The 19,908-nt window shown below is 71.7% G+C and carries 17 protein-coding genes; 12 read left to right on the top strand and 5 right to left on the bottom strand.

Going from position 1 to position 19,908, the window contains the following annotated elements; all coding sequences use genetic code 11:
- Window positions 1–6: 6 nt before the first annotated feature.
- Window positions 7–4,638 (top strand): PAS domain S-box protein, encoded by a 4,632-nt coding sequence (locus VFE82_RS00440; protein WP_324998256.1) that lies wholly within the window; start codon window positions 7–9, stop codon window positions 4,636–4,638.
- A gap of 68 nt (window positions 4,639–4,706) precedes the next feature.
- On the top strand, window positions 4,707–5,036 hold the full coding sequence (locus VFE82_RS00445; RefSeq protein ID WP_324998257.1) for a DUF378 domain-containing protein: 330 nt from the start codon (window positions 4,707–4,709) through the stop codon (window positions 5,034–5,036).
- Window positions 5,037–5,087: 51 nt separating this feature from the next.
- On the opposite strand, the gene VFE82_RS00450 is transcribed toward VFE82_RS00445, so the two are convergent.
- Entirely contained in the window at window positions 5,088–8,087 is a 3,000-nt protein-coding gene (locus tag VFE82_RS00450; RefSeq protein WP_324998258.1) for an L-glutamate gamma-semialdehyde dehydrogenase, read from the bottom strand.
- A gap of 92 nt (window positions 8,088–8,179) precedes the next feature.
- Here VFE82_RS00450 and VFE82_RS00455 point away from each other — a divergent pair, with 92 nt between their 5' ends.
- The 4 genes from VFE82_RS00455 (at window position 8,180) to VFE82_RS00470 (ending at window position 11,229) form a co-directional block, all read left to right on the top strand.
- Window positions 8,180–8,656: an Lrp/AsnC ligand binding domain-containing protein gene (locus VFE82_RS00455; protein ID WP_324998259.1), complete on the top strand. Its 477-nt coding sequence runs from the start codon at window positions 8,180–8,182 to the stop codon at window positions 8,654–8,656.
- A gap of 87 nt (window positions 8,657–8,743) precedes the next feature.
- Window positions 8,744–8,971: a DUF2945 domain-containing protein gene (locus VFE82_RS00460; RefSeq protein WP_324998260.1), complete on the top strand. Its 228-nt coding sequence runs from the start codon at window positions 8,744–8,746 to the stop codon at window positions 8,969–8,971.
- Between the two features lie 166 nt (window positions 8,972–9,137).
- On the top strand, window positions 9,138–10,631 hold the full coding sequence (gene glpK / locus VFE82_RS00465; protein ID WP_324998261.1) for a glycerol kinase GlpK: 1,494 nt from the start codon (window positions 9,138–9,140) through the stop codon (window positions 10,629–10,631).
- A gap of 49 nt (window positions 10,632–10,680) precedes the next feature.
- Window positions 10,681–11,229, top strand: a complete 549-nt coding sequence (locus tag VFE82_RS00470) for a DUF3617 domain-containing protein (RefSeq protein WP_324998262.1) — start codon at window positions 10,681–10,683, stop codon at window positions 11,227–11,229.
- A 318-nt stretch (window positions 11,230–11,547) separates the two neighbouring features.
- Here VFE82_RS00470 and VFE82_RS00475 read toward each other — a convergent pair whose 3' ends face one another.
- Window positions 11,548–12,240, bottom strand: coding sequence for a YggS family pyridoxal phosphate-dependent enzyme (locus VFE82_RS00475; RefSeq protein WP_324998263.1), 693 nt, complete (start codon window positions 12,238–12,240; stop codon window positions 11,548–11,550).
- Window positions 12,241–12,279: 39 nt separating this feature from the next.
- Here VFE82_RS00475 and VFE82_RS00480 point away from each other — a divergent pair, with 39 nt between their 5' ends.
- From VFE82_RS00480 to VFE82_RS00500, 5 genes are all read left to right on the top strand, one after another.
- Window positions 12,280–13,323: a type IV pilus twitching motility protein PilT gene (locus tag VFE82_RS00480; protein WP_324998264.1), complete on the top strand. Its 1,044-nt coding sequence runs from the start codon at window positions 12,280–12,282 to the stop codon at window positions 13,321–13,323.
- A gap of 22 nt (window positions 13,324–13,345) precedes the next feature.
- Window positions 13,346–14,482 (top strand): PilT/PilU family type 4a pilus ATPase, encoded by a 1,137-nt coding sequence (locus tag VFE82_RS00485; RefSeq protein WP_324998265.1) that lies wholly within the window; start codon window positions 13,346–13,348, stop codon window positions 14,480–14,482.
- Between the two features lie 237 nt (window positions 14,483–14,719).
- A complete protein-coding gene (locus VFE82_RS00490; protein WP_324998266.1) occupies window positions 14,720–15,430 on the top strand; it encodes a hypothetical protein in 711 nt (236 codons plus the stop codon).
- Window positions 15,431–15,567: 137 nt separating this feature from the next.
- The gene (locus tag VFE82_RS00495) at window positions 15,568–15,981 is read left to right on the top strand and encodes a tautomerase family protein (protein WP_324998267.1); all 414 of its coding nucleotides are present in this window, start codon (window positions 15,568–15,570) and stop codon (window positions 15,979–15,981) included.
- A 32-nt stretch (window positions 15,982–16,013) separates the two neighbouring features.
- Entirely contained in the window at window positions 16,014–16,916 is a 903-nt protein-coding gene (locus VFE82_RS00500; protein WP_324998268.1) for an NAD(P)-dependent oxidoreductase, read from the top strand.
- A 69-nt stretch (window positions 16,917–16,985) separates the two neighbouring features.
- Here the strand turns inward: VFE82_RS00500 and VFE82_RS00505 are convergent, their stop codons facing one another.
- The 3 genes from VFE82_RS00505 to VFE82_RS00515 all read right to left on the bottom strand — a co-directional run bounded on the left by VFE82_RS00505 (window position 16,986) and on the right by VFE82_RS00515 (window position 18,912).
- Window positions 16,986–17,633 (bottom strand): BON domain-containing protein, encoded by a 648-nt coding sequence (locus tag VFE82_RS00505; protein WP_324998269.1) that lies wholly within the window; start codon window positions 17,631–17,633, stop codon window positions 16,986–16,988.
- A complete protein-coding gene (locus VFE82_RS00510) occupies window positions 17,630–18,229 on the bottom strand; it encodes a phosphoheptose isomerase (protein ID WP_324998270.1) in 600 nt (199 codons plus the stop codon). Before VFE82_RS00510 ends, VFE82_RS00505 begins: the two co-directional genes overlap by 4 nt.
- A 305-nt stretch (window positions 18,230–18,534) precedes the next feature.
- Window positions 18,535–18,912 (bottom strand): YraN family protein, encoded by a 378-nt coding sequence (locus tag VFE82_RS00515; RefSeq protein ID WP_324998271.1) that lies wholly within the window; start codon window positions 18,910–18,912, stop codon window positions 18,535–18,537.
- A 15-nt stretch (window positions 18,913–18,927) separates the two neighbouring features.
- Here VFE82_RS00515 and rsmI point away from each other — a divergent pair, with 15 nt between their 5' ends.
- Window positions 18,928–19,839 carry a 16S rRNA (cytidine(1402)-2'-O)-methyltransferase gene (gene rsmI, locus VFE82_RS00520; protein WP_324998272.1) on the top strand — a complete coding sequence of 304 codons (912 nt, stop codon included), beginning with the start codon at window positions 18,928–18,930 and terminating at the stop codon, window positions 19,837–19,839.
- Window positions 19,840–19,908 lie beyond the last annotated feature (69 nt).

Raw genomic sequence — 19,908 nt, forward strand, 5'->3', positions numbered from 1 at the left:
TCCAGGATGGCCGACAGCACCGCCCCCGATCACGCCGAACAAGACGCCGACGCCGGACTGGACAACGCGGTGCCCAGCCGCGGCTACGAGCTGGTCCCGGTGGTCGGGTTGGGCGGCTCGGCCGGCGCCATCCCCGCGCTGCAGACCTTCCTGCGTTCGGTGCCGCCCGAGCCGGGGCTGGCGTTCGTGGTCGTCGTCCACCTGGCACCCGGGCACGAGAGCCAGCTGGCGCAGATGCTGCAGCAGTGCACCCGGATGCCGGTCACCCAGCTCAGCGGCCGCGAGGCCATCCGGCCCAACCACGTCTACGTGATCCCGCCGGCCAAGCTGGTGCGGGTGGATGGCGACGGCCTCTGGCTGGACGAGCTGTTGCCCGAGCGGGGCCGCCACGTCACCGTCGACCTGTTCTTCCGCACGCTGGCCGATTCGCACGGGCCGCACGGCGCCGCGGTCGTCCTCTCGGGCGCCGACGGCGACGGCGCGATCGGCCTCAAGCGCATCAAGGAGCGGGGCGGCCTGACCATCGCGCAGGATCCCGGGGAGTGCGAGCACGGCAGCATGCCGCGCACCGCCATCGCCACCGGCATGGTCGACTGGACGCTCCCGGTTGCCGAGATGGCGCCGCGGCTGCTCGGCTACTTCCGGCTCGAGCAGACCCTGCAGCTGCCGCCCGAGGAGCTTCCGGCGCCCGAGCAGCCAGCCGGACGCAAGGACCAGGACGAGGGCGCGCTGCGCGAGGTGCTGGCCTTCCTGCGCACGCGCACCGGGCGCGACTTCAGCGGCTACAAGCGGGCCACCATCGTGCGGCGGATCGCCCGCCGCATGCAGGTCAACGGCACCGAGAACCTGGCCGGGTACCTGAACGTGCTGCGCACCCGCCCTGGCGAGCCGACGGCGCTGCTGCAGGACCTGCTGATCAGCGTGACCAACTTCTTCCGCGACGCCGACTGCTTCGATGCCCTGCAGCCACGCCTGGCCGCGCTGATGCGCAGCAAGGGGACCACCGACACCGTGCGGGTCTGGGTGCCGGGCTGCGCGACGGGCGAGGAGGTGTATTCGCTGGCCATCCTGCTGTGCGAGCAGGCGCGCGAACTCGACGCGCCGCCGACGATCCAGCTGTTCGCCACCGACCTCGACGACGACGCGATCCGGGTGGGCCGCGAAGGCATCTATCCGGCCACCATCGAGGCCGACGTCTCGCAGGACCGCCTGCGCCGCTACTTCACCAAGGAGCACCGCGGCTACCGGGTGCGGCGCGAGGTGCGCGAGATGGTGCTGTTCGCCCAGCACGACCTGCTGAAGGACTCGCCGTTCTCGCGGCTGGACCTGGTGTCCTGCCGCAACGTGCTGATCTACCTGGCGCGCGAGGCCCAGCAGCGCGTGTTCCAGACCTTCCACTTCGCGCTGCGGCCGCAAGGCCTGCTGTTCCTGGGTTCCTCGGAGAACTGCGACGACGCCAACCTGCTGTTCGGGGTGCTCGACAAGAAGCACCGCGTGTTCGAGCAGCGTCCCACCCCGCGTCCGGTGCCGATGCCGGTCCCGGCGGGCGCCAGTTCGCTGGCGCTGGCGCTGCAGACGGCTCCGGTCGACGATGGCCCCGCGATCGGCGGCCGTGCCTTCGAGCAGCCGCCACTGCCGGGGCGCACGGGCCGTGCGACCGAGGAGCGCGGCGTCAGCTGGGGCGCGCTGCACCTGCGGCTGCTGGAGACGCTGGCCCCGCCCTCGATCCTGGTCGACCGCGAACACGAGATCGTCCACCTGTCGGCCGGGGCGGGCCGCTTCCTCCAGTACGCCGGCGGCGAGCCCAGCCGCAACCTCCTGCGCACCATCGTGCCCGGCCTGCGCATCGAACTGCGCGCCACCCTGTACCAGGCCGCCCAGTCGAACCAGATGGCCGAGGTCACCGTGCCGCGCGTGGCACTGGGCGGCCAGGAGAGCGCGGTCACCGTCCGGGTCTGGCCGGTGCAGGACATGGGCGTCGACATGTTCATGGTGCTGCTGGAGCAGCGGCCCGTGGCGGCCGCGGGCGAGGCGGCGGGCGGCCCGGCGCCGCAGGCCTACAGCGACGCCGTCGCCAGCCAGCTCGATCGCGAGCTGGAGCGGCTGAAATCCCAGCTGCGCGAGACCGTCGAGCAATACGAGGCGTCCACCGAGGAACTCAAGGCCAGCAACGAGGAACTGCAGGCCATGAACGAGGAGCTGCGGTCGGCCACCGAGGAACTGGAGACCAGCCGCGAGGAGCTGCAGTCCATCAACGAGGAGCTGACCACCGTCAACCACGAGCTCAAGAGCAAGGTCGACGAGCTGGCGCATGCCAACACCGACATCCACAACCTCATGGACGCGACGGCGATCGCGACGGTCTTCCTCGACCGCGACCTGTCCATCATGCGGTACACGCCAACCGCGGTGCAGCTGTTCAACCTGATCCCGTCCGACGTGGGCCGGCCGCTGGCCGACCTGGCCACCCGGCTGGACTACCCCGCCCTCAGCGAGGACGCGGCCCGGGTGCTGGAGCGGCTGGTGCCGATCGAGCGCGAGGTCGGGCTGCCCGACGGCGCCTGGTTCCTCACCCGCATGCTGCCCTACCGCACCCAGGACGACCGCATCGGCGGGGTCGTGCTGTCGTTCATCGACATCACCGAACGCAAGCAGGCCGAGGAGGTGCGGCTGTGGCTGCAGGCGGTCGTGTCGTCGGTCGACGACGCCATCGTCAGCTTCGCGCTGGACCACACCATCCTCAGCTGGAATGCGGGCGCCGAGCGGATCTTCGGCTACACGGCGGCCGAGGCGATCGGCCAGCCGCTGTCGCTGCTGGTGCCGCCACCGGAACGCGGCGAACCGCTGGGGTGGGACGAGATCGCGGCCGGCATCGGCGCCGGCGAGACGATCAGCCAGGTCGACGTGCCGCGCCGGCGCAAGGACGGCAGCGTGCTGTACATCTCGCTGAGCGCCGCGCCGATCCGCGACAACGCCGGCGCCATCCTGGGCGGCACCGCGATCGCACGCGACGTGACGCAGCACCGGGCCGCCGCCGAGGCGCTGCGCGCGAGCGAGGAGCGGCTGCGCCTCATGGTCGAGAACGCGCGCGACTACGCCATCTTCTCGATCGACCTGCAGCGGTGCGTGACGACCTGGAACAGCGGCGCCGAGCGGCTGCTGGGGTACAGCGCCGCCGAGGTGCTGGGACACAGCGGCGACATCATCTTCACGGAAGCGGACCGCCAGGCCGGTGCGCCCGAGAAGGAGGCGCGGCAGGCGCTCGCCGAGGGGCACGCCGAGGACGACCGCATGCACGTGCGCAAGGACGGCAGCCGCTTCTGGGCCGAAGGGGTGTCGATGCTGATGCGCGATGCCGGGGGCAAGCCGGTCGGCTTCGTCAAGGTCCTGCGCGACCAGACCGCAGCGCGGGCGGCGCAGGAGGCGCTGGAGACCAGCCGGGCCGAGTTGCAGGCTTCGCTGAACGAGACCCAGGCCGCCCGCCGCGCCCTGGAGGCGGCCGACACGGCCAAGGACCGGTTCCTGGCCGTGCTGTCGCACGAACTGCGCAACCCGCTCGCCTCGATCGCCAGTGCCTCGGAGCTGCTGATGATGGCCGGCCTGCCGGAAGCCGCGCGCGAGAAGGCGGCCGAGGTGGTGCAGCGGCAGGCCCGCGCGATGAAGGTGCTGCTGGACGAGCTGCTCGACGTCTCGCGTCTGGCCCTGGGCCGTCTGACGCTGGCGCGCCGGCCGGTGCTGCTGGGCGCGGTGATCCAGTCGGCGGTCGAGACCACCCGCCCGCTGGTGCAGGCCGCGCGCCACGAACTGGTGATCGACCTGCCGCGCCAGCCGATCGAGGTCGAGGCCGATCCGTTGCGCCTGTCGCAGGTGGTCTCCAACCTGGTCAGCAACTCGGCCAAGTACACGCCCGAGGGCGGCCGGATCGTGGTGTCGGTGGAGGTGTTCCACGACGAGGTCGTGATCACGGTGGCCGACAACGGCATCGGCATGGACCCGGCCGAGATCGACCGCATGTTCGACCTGTTCTCGCAGGGCGAGAGCGCGGTCAACCGCTCCAATGGCGGGCTCGGCATCGGGCTGGCACTGGCCCGCAACATCGTCGAGTTGCACGGCGGCTGGATCCTGGCCAGCTCGGCCGGCGTGGGCCAGGGCAGCCAGTTGCGGGTCGGCCTGCCGCTGCTGCGCGGCACCGCAGCCGAGCCGGAGCCGGTGGAGGCGCCCCCGGTGCAGCAGCCGGTCGCCGCGGCCCCGTCCAGCGACGGCGAGCTGATCCTGGTGGCCGACGACAACGGCGACGCCGCCTGGGGCCTGGCCAAGCTGCTGGAGCTGTCGGGCTACCGGGCGCTGCTGGCGCGCAGCGGCGAAGAGGCCCTGCAGGTGGCCGACCAGCACCGGCCCGCCATCGCCCTGCTCGACATCGGCATGCCCGACATCAGCGGCCACGAGGTGGCGCGCCGGTTGCGGGCCACCGACTGGGGCCGCCACATGGTGCTGATCGCCGCCACCGGCTGGGGCCAGGAGAGCGACGTGCAGCACTCGATGGAGGCCGGCTTCGACGCCCACCTGACCAAGCCGCTGAACGTGGGACGCATCCGCTCGCTGATCGACGAGCTGTCCAAGCGGCGCGGCGCCGGCTGAGCCGCGCCGGCGCTGCCGGGCACGCGCGTTGCCAGTCCTTCGGCATCCAAGCACGAAGGAGAGTCTCCATGGCAGAGTACGACAGCCGCACCGGCACCACCTACCGCGATCCGTCCACCACCAGCACCACCGCAGGCGCCCCCGCCTACGACGACCGGGCGGCGCCGCGCCACCACGCGAGCCACGGCAGCAAGAACATCCTCGACTGGCTGGCGATCATCTTGCTGATCGTCGGCGGCCTGAACTGGGGCCTGGTCGGGCTGTTCAACCTGGACCTGGTGGCCACGTTGTTCGGCCAGGGCTCGATGGTCTCGCGCGTCATCTACATCGCCGTCGGCCTGGCGGCGATCTGGGGCTTTGCGCTGATGCGGCTGAGCCCCGCGAACCGCCACGCCTGAGCCAGGGAAGACGCTGCGGCAAGCATTGCAGTCGCCGCGTGGACCCGGCCGTCACGCGGCCGCGAGCAGCGCCACGTTGCCGCCCGCGGCCGCCGTGTTCACCGTGAGCGTGCGTTCGGCGCACAAGCGCAGCAGGTAGTGCGGGCCGCCGGCTTTCGGGCCGGTGCCCGAGAGCCCTTCGCCGCCGAACGGCTGCACCCCGACCACCGCACCGATCATGTTGCGGTTGACGTAGACGTTGCCGACCCGCGCGCGGGCCGCCATGGCCTGGGCGCGGCCGTCGATCCGGGTCTGCAGGCCGAGCGTGAGGCCGTAGCCGAGCGCGTTGACCTGGTCCACCACGGCCAGCGGATCGCCCGACCAGCGCACCACGTGCAGCACCGGGCCGAACACCTCCTGCGCCACGTCGGCGATCGCGCGCACCTCGAACGCCTGGGGCGGCACCAGCGTGGGCGGGGCGTGCGGCGGCAGCGGCGCCGCGAACAGCGGCGTGGCCGTCGCGTGCAGGCGCGCCAGGTGGCGGCCCAGCGTCGCGGCCGCCTCGGCATCGATCACCGGGCCGACGTCGGTCGCCAGCAAGGCCGGGTCGCCGCTGCGCAGCTCGCGGGCGGCGCCGCCGACCATGCCGATCACCGCGTCCGCGATGCCCTCGTGCAGGCACAGCAGCCGCAGCGCCGAGCAGCGCTGGCCGGCCGAGCGGAACGCGCTCTGGACCACCGCGTCGGCCACCTGTTCCGGCAGGGCGGTGGAGTCGACCACCATCGCGTTGATGCCGCCGGTTTCGGCGATCAGCGGCACGATCGGCCCGTCCTTGTCGACCAGCGCGCGGGCGATCCGGCGCGCCACCTCGGTCGAGCCCGTGAACACCACGCCGGCGATGCGGGGCGCCGCCACCAGCGCGGCGCCGACGGTCTCGCCGGTGCCGTGCAGCAGTTGCAGCACGTCGGCCGGCACCCCGGCCGCGTGCAGCAGGGCGACGGCTTCGGCGGCGATCGCGGGCGTCTGCTCGGCCGGCTTGGCCACGACCGTGTTGCCGGTGGCCAGCGCCGCCGCCACCTGGCCGGTGAAGATCGCCAGCGGAAAGTTCCAGGGGCTGATGCACACCCAGGTGCCGCGCCCTTCCAGCCGCAGTTCGTTGCGCTCGCCGGTCGGCCCCGGCAGCAGCACCGGCTGCATCAGCCGTTCGGCCTCGGCTGCGTAGTAGCGCAGGAAGTCGACCGCCTCGCGCACCTCGGCCACGGCATCGCCCCAGGTCTTGAAGGCTTCCCGCACTAGCAGGGCGCACAGGCGGGGCAGGGCGGCCTGCATCGCGTCGGCGGCGCCGCGCAGCGCGGCGGCGCGTTGTGCGACCGGTGTCGCGGCCCAGGCCGGGAAGGCGGCCTCGGCCCGCGCGATCGCCGCCGGCACCTGGGCCGGTTCGGCCATCCGCAGCGCCGGCACCTCGGTGGCGGCCAGCGCGGCCAGCAGCGGCGCGCGCATCGCCTCGACCGACAGGTCCGGCCCTTCGCTGTTGCGCCGCGGCGGGCCGTAGAGGGCGGCCGGCAGCGGCAACGCCGGCGCCGCCGACGCGTGCAGCGGCGAGCGCAGCAGTTCGTCGGTCCGCACGGTGTCGTCGGCCAGCTGGTGCACGAACGAGGAGTTCGCGCCGTTCTCCAGCAGCCGGCGCACCAGGTAGGCCAGCAGGTCGCGGTGCCGGCCGACCGGGGCGTACACCCGGCACGCCAGCGCCGGGTCCTGCAGGACCTCGCGGTAGACCCCCTGGCCCATGCCGTGCAGCCGCTGCAGCTCGAACCGGCCGCTCCAGTCGCCGCCCGGCTGCGCCGAGGCCGGGCCGAAGCGGCGTTGCGCCATCTGCACGATCGCACCGATGGTGCCGGCGTTGTGGGTCGCGAACTGCGGGTACAGGACGTCGTGCGCCTCCAGCAGCGCCTGCGCGCAGGCCAGGTAGGAGATGTCGGTGTGGTGCTTGTGGGTGAACACCGGGTAGTGCGGCAGCCCCATCTCCTGCGCCCGCTTGATCTCGGCGTCCCAGTAGGCGCCCTTGACCAGGCGGCACATGAAGCGCAGCCCGAGCGCACGCGCCAGGCCGGCCACGTGCTGCACCAGCTCGACGGCGCGCGTCTGGTAGGCCTGCAGCGCGAGCCCGAAGCCGCGCCAGCCCGGGTGCTCCGCGGCCACGCGTCGTGCCAGCGCCTCGAACACGTCCAGCGACAGCTCCAGGCGGTCGACCTCCTCGGCGTCGATGGTCAGGTTGATGTCGGCCCGGGCCGCCAGCTCGCACAGCGTCCAGGCGCGCGGCACCAGCTCGCCCAGCACCCGCTCGTGCTGGCTGAACTCGTAGCGCGGGTGCAGGGCGCTCAGCTTGATGGAGATCCCGTCGCGGCGCTCCACCGGGCCGCCGCTGCCGGCACGCGCGGCGATGGCCGCGATCGCGCCCTGGTAGCTTGCCAGGTAGCGCAAGGCATCGTCCTCGGTGCGCGCGCCTTCGCCCAGCATGTCGAACGAGAAGCGCAGGTTCTGCTGGCTGCGCCGGGCGCTCCCGGCCTCGTCCAGCGCCTGTCCGATGTCCTGCCCCAGCACGAACTGCCGCCCGAGCAGCTGCACCGCGCGCACCGTGGCGGCCACCACCGTGCGCGCACCGAGCCGGCCCACCAGGCCCTGCGGCTGGTCGGCATCGGCGGGCAGGACCTTCTTGGACAGCGCGATCGCGGTGCCCGAGAGCCGGCCCAGCGGACTCTCGCCGTCGTGGCGGCCGAAATCGGCCCGGCCCAGCTGGTCGGCCGTGAGCGCGATGGCGGTCTCGGCGTCGGGCACGCGCAGCAGGGCCTCGGCCAGGCGCATCAGGGCCAGGCCTTCGCTGCCGGCGATCGGGTATTCCTTCAGCAGGGTCTCCATCGCCCAGAACGGCGGCGGATGGCGGCGCACCGCCTCCACCCAGGGCGCCGCCGCCGCTGCGGCGGACGGCCAGTCGAGGCGGCCGGCCAGCCGGGCCAGGCGGTCGGCAACGATCGCGTGCTCGTCGCGGTAGGGGGTGGGCAGGCGCTGCGGCATGGGGGCTCCGATGGGAATCTGCCGCGATGGTGGCGCCAGCGCCGGTGAGTTATTCGCTAAATTCGCCCTTTCAGACGAATGATTCACCAGCCATGGCCGACGAAACAGGGGACATCGATCGCATCGACCGCAAGATCCTGGACGTCCTGCAGCGGGACGGCCGGATCTCCAACCTGAAGCTGGCCGAGGCGGTCGCGCTCTCGCCGACGGCCGTGCTGGCACGGGTGCAGCGGCTCACGCGCGACGGCTACATCCTCGGCTACGAGGCCCGGCTCGACCCGCTGAAGCTGGGGGCCGGGATGCTGGTGTTCGTGGAGGTGCTGCTCGATCGCACCACACCCAACGTGTTCGAGGCGTTCCGGGCCGCGGTGCAGGTGCACGACGGCATCATGGAATGCCACATGGTGGCGGGCGGCTTCGACTACCTGCTCAAGACCCGCATGCGCGACATGCAGGCCTACCGCGCGTTCGCCGGCACCGTGCTGTGGCAGCTGCCCGGCGTGCGCGAGACCCGCACCTACGCGGTGATGGAGGAGGTGAAGAGCACCGCCAGGCTGCCGCTGCGCTAGGAAGCGTTGCGGCTGAAGGCAGCCGGTCACACCCTTGCGTCGGCAGCCCGACGATGATGGAACGCCTCTTCACACAAGGAGCACTGCATGAGTGACAAGTTCCGCCCCGGCGACGCGGTCGAATGGAATTCGCATGGCGGCATCGCCAGGGGCAAGGTGATGAAGAAGCTGACCAGCCGCACCACCATCAAGGGGCACCAGGTCGCGGCGTCCCCCGACAACCCCGAGTACCTGGTCGAGACGGACAGCGGCGGGCAGGCCGCGCACAAGCCGCAGGCCCTGCGCAAGCGCGGCAGCGGCGGCAAGCCGCGCTAGCGCCTTGCTCGCACGGGTGGCAGGTCAGCGGACCTTGCCGTCCTTGGGTCCAGCCCCCGCTCGCGACGACCCGCAAGGCCTCCCGCCTCGGAGTCCGGTCCCGGCCTGCTGGCCGAGGCGGGCGGTGCGTGCTGGCGGGCGACACGGCAGGCGACACAATCGCGAGATGACCTACCTCCTCGCACTCGACCAGGGCACCTCCAGTTCCCGCAGCATCGTGTTCGGCGACGACGGCCGCATCGTCGCCATGGCCCAGCGGGAGCTGCCGCAGATCTACCCGCAGCCGGGCTGGGTCGAGCACGACCCGCTGGAGATCTGGGCCGGCCAGCTGGCCACCGCGCGGGAGGCGCTCGCCAAGGCGGGCATCGGGGCGAAGGACATCGCGGCGCTGGGCATCACCAACCAGCGCGAGACGGCGGTGGTCTGGAACCGCCGCACCGGGCAGCCGATCCACCACGCCATCGTCTGGCAGGACCGGCGTGGCGAGCCGCTGTGCGCGCGGCTGCGCGAGCAGGGCCATGCACCGCTGATCCAGGCGCGCACCGGGCTGCTGGTCGATTCGTACTTCTCGGGCACCAAGCTCAGCTGGCTGCTGGACCACGTGCCGGGCGCGCGGGCGCAGGCCGAGCGTGGCGAGCTGGCCTTCGGCACCGTCGACAGCTGGCTGCTGTGGCAGCTCACCGGTGGCGCGCTGCACGCGACCGACGTCACCAACGCCTCGCGCACCATGCTGTTCGACATCCACCGCAACCGCTGGGACGAGGAGCTGCTGGACCTGCTGCAGGTGCCCGCGTCGATGATGCCGCGGGTGCTGCCCTCCAGCGGCGACTACGGCCGCAGCCTGGACACGCTGCTGGGCGCGCCGGTGCGCATCGGCGGCGTTGCCGGCGACCAGCAGAGCGCGCTGGTGGGCCAGGCCTGCCTGCGCGAAGGCATGGCCAAGAACACCTACGGCACCGGCTGCTTCCTGCTGATGCACACCGGCGGCCGTTTCCAGCCGTCCGGCAACGGGCTGCTGACCACCAGCGCGGCGCAGACCTCGGCGCAGACCCAGTACGCCCTGGAAGGCAGCGTGTTCGTCGGCGGCGCCGTCGTCCAGTGGCTGCGCGACGGGCTGCGCGCCATCGAGAGCAGCGCCCAGGTGCAGGCGCTGGCCGAAAGCGTGCCCGACGCCGGCGGCGTGATGCTGGTGCCGGCCTTCACCGGCCTGGGCGCGCCGTACTGGCAGCCCGATGCGCGCGGCACGATCACCGGCCTGACGCGCGGCTCGACCGTCGCGCACATCGCGCGCGCCGCGCTGGAGAGCATTGCCTACCAGAGCGCCGCCTTGCTGCAGGCAATGAGCCGCGATGCCGAGGCCGCCGGCGTCGCGCCCGTGGCCGAGCTGCGGGTGGACGGCGGCGCCTGCGTGAACAACCTGCTGATGCAGTTCCAGGCCGACCTGCTGGGCATCCCCGTGGTGCGCCCGGCGGTGACCGAGACCACGGCGCTCGGTGCGGCCTACCTGGCCGGGCTGGCTGCCGGGGTCTATGCCGGGCCCGACGAGCTGGCCAGCCAGTGGCGGGCCGAACGGCGCTTCCTGCCGACGCAGTCGCGCGACCGGGCGGCCGAACTGATGGCGCGCTGGGAGCACGCGGTGCGGCAGGCCACGTTGTCGTGACGTCGCGCCCCGCCCACAATCGCCTGCATCCAATCCAGGAGACGACCGCATGAAGACGCTGCTTCCGTTCGTGGCCGCGCTGGCCTGTTCCGCCGCGCTGCCGGCCGCCGCCCAGACCCTCAAGCCCGGCCTCTGGGAGCTGCGCCACAAGGCCAACGGCAATCCCGAGGTCGACCGCGCGATGGCCGACCTGCAAAAGCAGATGGCCGGCATGCCGCCGGAGCAGCGCAGGCAGATGGAGGCCATGATGGGGCGGCAGGGCGTGCAGATGAGCCCGGCGGCGGGCGGCGGGATGGCGGTGCGCATGTGCCTGACGCGCGAGATGGTCGAGCGCAACGAATTGCCCGCCAACCAGGGCGACTGCAAGACCAGCCAGCAGCAGCGCAGCGGCAATACGCTGAAGATGGCGTTCACCTGCACGCGGCCGCCTTCCAGCGGCGAAACCCAGGTCACCTTCAACGGTCCCGAGGCCTACACCTCGAAGACGACCGTGACGACCACCACCGACGGCCAGTCCGAGAAGACCACCGTCGAGGGCTCCGGCCGCTGGCTCGGCGCCGACTGCGGCAGCGTGCAGCCGATCCAGCCCAGGAAGTAGGGCCACGGCACGGCCCGGCACGCCGCGCGCGGCCGGCCAGGAGATGGCGTCCCGCGAGCACGGCCCGCACCCGGCGCTGCCGCCCGGCAGCCGGGCACCCAGCCGCTGTGCACCCTGCTCGCGCCGGGTCTGGGAACGGGATGGCCGGCCGATGGTGATCGGCGAGACCGGCGACATGGGCAAGGGGCGGCCGGACTGGCTGCGCGACGTGATGCAAGCGTCGATGGCGGCGGTCAACCAGGGCGTGGATCTGCATGGCATCTGCGACCGTGCCCTGCGACGGGGGCCTGCGGCCAGCCGGCGCGGTGCGCCCCGCGGTCAGGCGCGCGGCGCCCGCCCGCCGAAGATCGCGGTGCCGACCCGCACCAGCGTGCTGCCGGCGGCGACCGCGGCTTCCAGGTCGGCGGTCATGCCCATCGACAGCGTGTCCAGCGGCAGGCCGGCGGCCTGCAGTTCGTGGAACAGCCGCGCGGCCCGCGCGTGCACGGCCTGCTGCGCCGCGAACGTGTCGGCCGGCTCGGGGATCGTCATCAGCCCGCGCAGCCGCAGGCGGGGCAGCTGCGCGACATCGCGCGCCAGCGCCAGCGCGTCGCCGGGCGCGACGCCCGACTTGGTGGCACCGCCGTCGACGTTGACCTGGATGCACACCGACAGCGGCGGCCTGCCGGCCGGGCGCTGCTCGGACAGCCGCTGCGCGATCTTCAGCCGGTCGACCGTGTGGGCCCAGTCGAAGTGCTCGGCCACCAGGCGCGTCTTGTTGCTCTGGATCGGCCCGATGCAATGCCACTCGAGCGGCAGGTCGGCCAGCTGCGCCATCTTGTCGACCGCTTCCTGGATGTAGTTCTCGCCGAAGGCGCGCTGGCCTGCGGCGTGCGCCTCGCGCACCGCCGCAGGCCCGAAGGTCTTGGACACGGCGAGCAGCGTGACTTCGTTCACTTGGCGTTGCGCGCGGGCACAGGCGGCCGCGATCCGGTCGTGAACGGCTTGGAGGTTGCTTGGAATGGTCGTCATAATCGGCCGGCGCTATCTCTACAACGACTCGAGGGACTCGTGGATATTACCCAGCTGCTGGCGTTCAGCGTGAAGAACAAGGCCTCCGACCTGCACCTGTCGGCAGGCCTGCCCCCGATGATCCGGGTGCATGGCGACGTGCGGCGCATCAACGTCGAGGCCCTGGACCACAAGCAGGTGCATTCCATGGTGTACGACATCATGAATGACAGCCAGCGCAAGCAGTACGAGGAGTTCCTCGAATGCGACTTCTCCTTCGAGATCGAGGGACTGGCGCGCTTCCGGGTCAACGCCTTCAACCAGAACCGCGGCGCGGCCGCCGTGTTCCGGACCATCCCGTCCAAGATCCTGACGCTGGAGCAGCTGAACGCCCCCAAGATCTTCGGCGACCTGGCGCTCAAGCCGCGTGGCCTGGTGCTGGTGACCGGCCCCACCGGCTCGGGCAAGTCCACCACGCTGGCGGCGATGGTCAACTACCTGAACGAGACCGAGTACGGCCACATCCTGACGGTGGAAGACCCGATCGAGTTCGTGCACGAGTCCAAGAAGTGCCTGATCAACCAGCGCGAGGTGGGCCCGATGACGCTGTCGTTCGCGGCGGCCCTGAAGTCGGCGCTGCGCGAGGACCCGGACGCCATCCTGGTGGGCGAAATGCGCGACCTGGAGACCATCCGGCTGGCCATGACGGCGGCCGAGACCGGCCACCTGGTGTTCGGCACCCTGCACACGTCCAGCGCGGCCAAGACCATCGACCGGATCATCGACGTGTTCCCGGCCGAGGAAAAGGAGATGGTCCGCGCCATGCTGTCGGAATCGCTGCAGGCGGTGATCTCGCAGACCCTGTGCAAGACCAAGGACGGCAACGGCCGGGTCGCGGCGCACGAGATCATGCTGGGCACCTCGGCCATCCGAAACCTGATCCGCGAGGCCAAGGTGGCGCAGATGTATTCGGCCATCCAGACCGGCAACAGCTTCGGCATGCAGACGCTCGACCAGAACCTGTCGGAGCTGGTCAAGCGCAACGTGATCAGCCCGGCCGAGGCCCGCAGCAAGGCCAAGATCCCCGAGAACTTCCCGGGCTGACCCAGAACAAGGACGGTGTGACATGGAACGCGACCAGGCCAGCAAATTCATCAACGACCTGCTCAAGCTGATGGTCAGCCGCAACGGCAGCGACCTGTTCATCACCGGCGACTTCCCGCCCGCGATCAAGGTCGACGGCAAGGTGACCAAGGTGTCGCCGCAGCCGCTCAACGCCGGCCACACCCTGGCGCTGGCCCGCTCGATCATGAACGACAAGCAGGCCTCCGAGTTCGAGCGCACCAAGGAGTGCAACTTCGCGATCTCGCCGCCCGGCATCGGCCGCTTCCGCGTCAACGCGTTCGTGCAGCAGGGCAAGGTCGGGATGGTGCTGCGGGTGATCCCGCAGGTGCTGCCCACGATCGACAAGCTGGGCGTGCCGCAGGTCCTCAAGGACGTGGTGATGTCCAAGCGCGGGCTGGTCATCCTGGTGGGCGCCACCGGCTCCGGCAAGTCGACCACCCTGGCGGCCATGATCGACTGGCGTAACGAGAACTCCTATGGGCACATCATCACGATCGAGGACCCGGTCGAATTCGTTCACCCGCACAAGAACTGCGTGATCACGCAGCGCGAGGTGGGGCTGGACACCGACAACTGGGAATCGGCCCTGAAGAACACGCTGCGCCAGGCGCCCGACGTGATCCTGATGGGCGAGATCCGCGACCGCGAGACGATGGAGCACGCCATCGCCTTCGCCGAGACCGGCCACCTCTGCATGGCCACGCTGCACGCCAACAGCGCCAACCAGGCACTCGACCGCGTCATCAACTTCTTCCCCGAGGAGCGCCGTGCCCAGCTCCTGATGGACCTGTCGCTGAACCTCAAGGCGATGGTCTCGCAGCGCCTGGTGCCCAAGCAGGATGGCAAGGGCCGGCAGGCGATGGTCGAGATCATGCTGAACTCTCCGCTGATCTCCGACCTGATCTTCAAGGGCGAGGTCTCCGAGATCAAGGAGATCATGAAGAAGAGCCGCAACCTCGGCATGCAGACCTTCGACCAGGCGCTGTTCGATGCCTACGAAGGCAACGTGATCAGCTACGAGGATGCGCTGCGCAACGCCGACTCGGTGAACGACCTGCGCCTGCAGATCAAGTTGAACAGCCAGCGCGCCAAGACGCAGGACCTCGCGTCCGGCACCGAGCACCTCGCCATCGTCTGATCGCGCGCGGCCTTGTAGGCCGTGCGCGCATCCCGGCGTCGGCGGGTGTCCGCCGCCGGGCACCGAACCCCGGCCCAGCGCCGGGGTTCGCGCCTGGCCGGCCGCTGCGCCCTACGCTTTCGTACACCTCACACGCGCGGTGACTGACCGCGCCAGGGCTGCCGCGGATCATCCCGCAGCGGTCCGGGGCGCGTGCGAAGGGCGCATGCGAGTGGGCCGCCCACAGGGAGAACCACCATGCTTGTCTCACGTCTCGCGCCACGGCGCATCGCAGGCGCCTGCGCCGCGCTCTGTCTGTCCCTCGGCGCCTGGAGCGCACGCGCCGACACCCTCGTGCTGTCGGACGACTTCAACAGCTACCCGCTCGCGACCTGGGCCCAGAGCTCCTCGCACGGGAACTTCTTCGTCGACTTCAACGGAATGGGGATCGTCTCGATCATCGGCAACGAGACCAACCACCGCATCAACCTCAAGCCCAAGGCGTCGACCGCCGCCAGCGAGACCCACGCCGCGCTGGTGACCACGCAGAGCAGCTGGGGCGACCTGGACGTGTCGGTGACGATGAACACCGACCAGCAGCTGCGCACCGGCACGGCCCCCAATCCGTGGGAGGTCGGCTGGTTCGTCTGGCACTTCACCGACAACGACCACTTCTACTACTTCATGCTCAAGCCCAATGGCTGGGAGCTGGGGCGGCGCGACCCGGCCGGCAACGGCGGCCAGATCTTCCTGAAGACCGGCGACTATCCCCGCATCACCGTGCCGGCCACCAACGTCATCCGCGTGCGCCAGGTCGGCAACGAGATCGGCGTCTACGTCGACGGGGTGCAGGTGGCCTACCACGTGGACGACAACCCGGCGGGTGCCTACCTGAACGGCAAGGTGGGCTTCTACACCGAGGATGCCCGCGTCCGCTTCGACAACCTGAACGTCTACACGGTGCCCTGAGCCGGCGCGCGACCCCGCGCGCAGCCGCCGCGGCGGCTGCGCAGCGGGCGCAAAACCGTTGTGCGCCGCCGGGCCTTTCCCGGCCGGCGGCCGCGCGGCACATTGGGGCTCCTTCGACACTTTCCCAGGAGCCCGCCATGCCCCTCGTGCGCATCGACATCCCCGCGTCCACCTCGCAGCGCGAAGCCGCCGCACTCTCCGAGGCCGTCCACCAGGCGCTGGTGGAGGTGTTCGACGTGCCGGCCGACGACCGTTTCCACGTCATCGCGCGCCGCGCGCCCGGCGAGCTGGTGTGCACGCCGGCCTACCTCGGGCTCACCCACGGCGACCGGGTCGCGTTCGTGCAGATCACCTGTTCGCCGGGGCGCAGCGTCGGGCGCAAGGAAGCGCTGTACGCGCGCATCGCGGCCGACGTCGCCCGGGACACCGAGTTCCGGGCCGAGGACGTGATCCTCAACCTGGTTGAGACCGCCCGCGAGAACTGGTCGTTCGGCGCCGGCATCGCCCACTACGCGCTGCAGGACCGGGCGCAGCCGGCGACGCGTGCCTAGAATCCGGCTTCCCCCATCCCAGGACGACCGGCATGCCCAGCACCAACCCGAAGACCTACGATCCCACTCCCTCCCGCCAGGTGGCCTTCCTCGGCCTGGGCGTGATGGGCCTGCCGATGGCCGGCCACCTGGCGCTGGCCGGCCACGACGTGACCGTCTTCAACCGCAGCGCCGCCAAGGCGCAGGCCTGGACCGGTGAGTTCAAGGGCCGCTCGGCCCCCACGCCGCGCGAGGCGGTGGCCGGCTGCGACTTCGTGTTCTGCTGCGTCGGCAACGACGACGACCTGCGCTCGGTGGTGCTCGGCCCGGACGGCGCGCTCGCCGGCATGAAGCCGGGTGCCGTCTTCGTCGACCACACCACCGCCTCGGCCGGCGTCGCCCGCGAGCTGTCGGCGGCGGCCGCCGAGAAGGGATTGAAGTTCGTCGATGCCCCGGTCTCCGGCGGCCAGGCAGGCGCGCAGAACGGGCTGCTCACCGTGATGTGCGGCGGCGACGCGGCCGCCTTCGAGGCGGCGCGCCCGGTCGCGATGGCCTACGCGCGCGCCTTCACGCTGCTGGGCGGCAGCGGCGCCGGGCAGCTGGCCAAGATGGTCAACCAGATCGCCATCGCCGGGCTGGTGCAGGGTCTGTCCGAGGCGATCGCCTTCGGCATGCGCGCCGGGCTCGACATGGAGCAGGTGCTCGAGGTCATCGGCAAGGGTGCGGCGCAGAGCTGGCAGATGGACAACCGCGGCAAGACCATGATCGCCGGCAAGTTCGACTTCGGTTTCGCCGTCGACTGGATGCGCAAGGACCTCGGCCTGGTGCTCGACGAGGCCAAGCGCAACGGTGCGCGGCTGCCGGTGACGGCCCTGGTCGACCAGTTCTACGCCGACGTCCAGCAGCAGGGCGGCAACCGCTGGGACACCTCCAGCCTGATCAAGCGGCTGCGCTGAGGCAAGCAGCTGCTTGAAACGACAAGGGCCGCGCGAGCGGCCCTTGTCGTTGGTCGGCGCCCCTGGCGCTCACTGCGCCTGGCGAGGCGCGTCGGTGCGGGGCTGCGTCGGGGCGATGCGGCGCATGTCGTCCTCGCTGATCAGCTCGAACACGCGCACCACCCGCTGCACGCCGCTGACGCCGCGGGTCAGCTCGGTGGCGCGGTCGGCTTCGCGCTGCGTCACCAGGCCCATCAGGTACACGGTCCCGCGTTCGGTCACGACCTTGAAGGCCGACGCCTGCAGCAGCTTGTCGTCGACCAGCGAGGCGCGCACCTTGCCGGTGGTGAGGGTGTCGGACGAGCGCTGGGCCAGCGACGAGTTGGCCGCGACCGCGAGGTCGTTGACCACGGTGCGGACGTTCTCGACCTTGGAGACGATCTGCTCGGCGGCCTGCTTGTCGCGGTCGCTGGGCACCTCGCCGGTCAGCAGCACCTGGCGGTTGTAGCTGGTGACGTTGACATGCGAGCGCTCGCCCATCGCGTCGCGCAGGCGGGACGCCGAGCGCAGCTCGATGCCTTCGTCCTCCAGCTGTGCGCCGGAGGTGCGGCGGTCCACCGCGACCAGGCCGCCGACGGCGGCGCCGCCGAGGACCAGGGGCGCGCAGGCGCTGAGGGAGCCGGCCAGTGCGGCCGAGGCGAGGGCCATCGCCGCGAGGCGATGCAGGGGACGGGTCATGTCGGGGGTTCCTGTTCTCCGAGCAGTTGCGCGTCCACGCCGTCGCACAGGCAGTGCAGCACGAGCAGGTGGACTTCCTGGATGCGGGCGGTGCGCTCGTGCGGCACGCAGATGTGCACGTCGGTCTCGCGCAGCATGGCGCCGATCTTGCCGCCGCCGCGGCCGGTCAGGGCGATCACGGTCATCTCGCGCTCGTGCGCGGCCTCGATCGCCGCCACCACGTTGCCCGAGTTCCCGCTGGTCGACAGCGCCAGCAGCACGTCGCCGGCCTGGCCGAGCGCACGCACCTGCTTGGAGAACACGCGCTGGAAGTCGTAGTCGTTGGCGATGGCCGTGAGGATCGAGGTGTCGGTGGTGAGGGCCACCGCGGCCAGCTCCGGGCGCTCGCGCTCGAAGCGGCCGACGAACTCCGCCGCGAAATGCTGGGCGTCGGCCGCCGAGCCGCCGTTGCCGCAGGCAAGCACCTTCCCGCCGCTCGTCACGCAGGCCAGGATGGCCTGCACGCCAGCCGCGATCGGCTTGCTGAGCGTCTGCGCAGCCTGGTACTTCAGGTCGGCGCTGTCGATGAAGTGCTGCTGAATCCGTTGTTCGAGCATGGGCGGGGATGATAACTTGCGCATCGCCGGGGCCGTCCGCCGTGGGCAGTGGCCTCGGCCGCGGCAGGGCATCGGCGAACGGCTCTCGGACGGCAGGGGAGGGCCGCGGGGGAGCAGGGTCAGAGCAGGGCAGAGAGGGCAGGACGGGAAGGACGGGAAGGACGGGAAGGATGGGAAGGATGGGAAGGATGGGAAGGATGGCGGGGCAGCGGATCCGGTGCGGGCGCCCCGGGGGGTGCCTGCTGCGGGCCGGCCCGGTGGGGGGCGAATGGCCGAGCCGCGCGCGGCCTGCACGCCGCCGCGGATCAGCCCGCGTCGAACGCCGCGCGCAGCCAGCCGATGCGGCCGTCCTCCACCGTCACCACGTCGAAGCGGCAGGGCGGGGGCGCGGGCAGGCGCAGGAGGAAATGCCGGGCTGCCAGCACGATGCGGCGCTGCTTGGTGGCGCCCACGCTGGCAGCCGCACCGCCGAAGGCCGCGCCGGCGCGCCGCCGCACTTCGACAAAGACCAGGGTGTCGCCATCGCGCATGACCAGGTCGATCTCGCCCCCGCCGCGCCCGGGGGTCCGATAATTGCGCGCCACCAGCCGCAGACCCGCCTCGCGCAGCCGGCGCAGGGCCAGGTCTTCCGCCGCGTCGCCGCTCGCCTTCGGGCTGGCGGGCCTGCCGCTGGAGGTGTTCATCCCTGGGGTTCCACCTTGTCCTCGAGCGCCTCGTCCTTCTCCACCGCCCTGCAGGCCGCCCGCGAGGCGGCGGGCGCCCAGCATTATCCGCAGGGCACCCTCTATGTCGTGGCCACGCCCATCGGCAACCTGGCGGACGTGACGCTGCGCGCACTGCACGTGCTGCAGCTGGTCGACCGGGTCGCCTGCGAGGACACCCGGCACACGCAGGCGCTGCTGCGCGCCTACGGCATCGACAAGGCCGGCGACCGGCTGCTGGCCCTGCACCAGCACAACGAGGCCGAGGCGGCGGGCCAGGTGCTGCGCTGGCTGCAGGCCGGCGAGCGGGTGGCCTATGCCAGCGACGCGGGCACGCCGGCGGTCAGCGACCCGGGGGCGCGCCTGGTGGCGGCCGCGCACGCGGCCGGGCTGCGGGTGCTGCCGCTGCCCGGCGCGAGCAGCGTCACCACCGTGCTCAGCGCCGCCGGCTCGGTGCAGGAGGGCGGTTTCGTGTTCGCCGGGTTCCTGTCCACCAAGGCCGGCGAGCGCGACGCCGCGGTGGCCCGGCTGGCCCAGGACGCACGCGCCATCGTGCTGCTCGAGGCGCCGCACCGGATCGAGCCGCTCGCCTCGTCGCTGGCCGTGCTGGGCGAGCGGCGGGTGACGGTCGGGCGCGAGCTCACCAAGCAGTTCGAGCAGGTCGCCACCCTGGCCTGCGCCGACCTGCCGGCCTGGCTGGCGGCGGACCCGCAGCGCTCGCGCGGGGAGTTCGCGATGGTCCTGCACGGTGTCGCGCAGGCGGTGTCCGCCGACGACGGCGAGCGCGTCCTGCGGCTGCTGCTGGCCGAGGTGCCGGTGAAGACCGCGGTGCGGCTGGCCGCCGAGATCACCGGCGGCTCGCGCAACGCGCTCTACGAGCTGGCGCTGCGGCTGAAGCAGGACGGCTGAGCCGCTGGTCGCGCGGCCGGCGTCGGCTTGCATCGGGGGAGCCGTCGGCCACGCCCTTGGCGGCGGCGA

The organism is Ramlibacter sp. (genome assembly GCF_035655895.1).
Lineage (GTDB): Bacteria > Pseudomonadota > Gammaproteobacteria > Burkholderiales > Burkholderiaceae_C > Ramlibacter.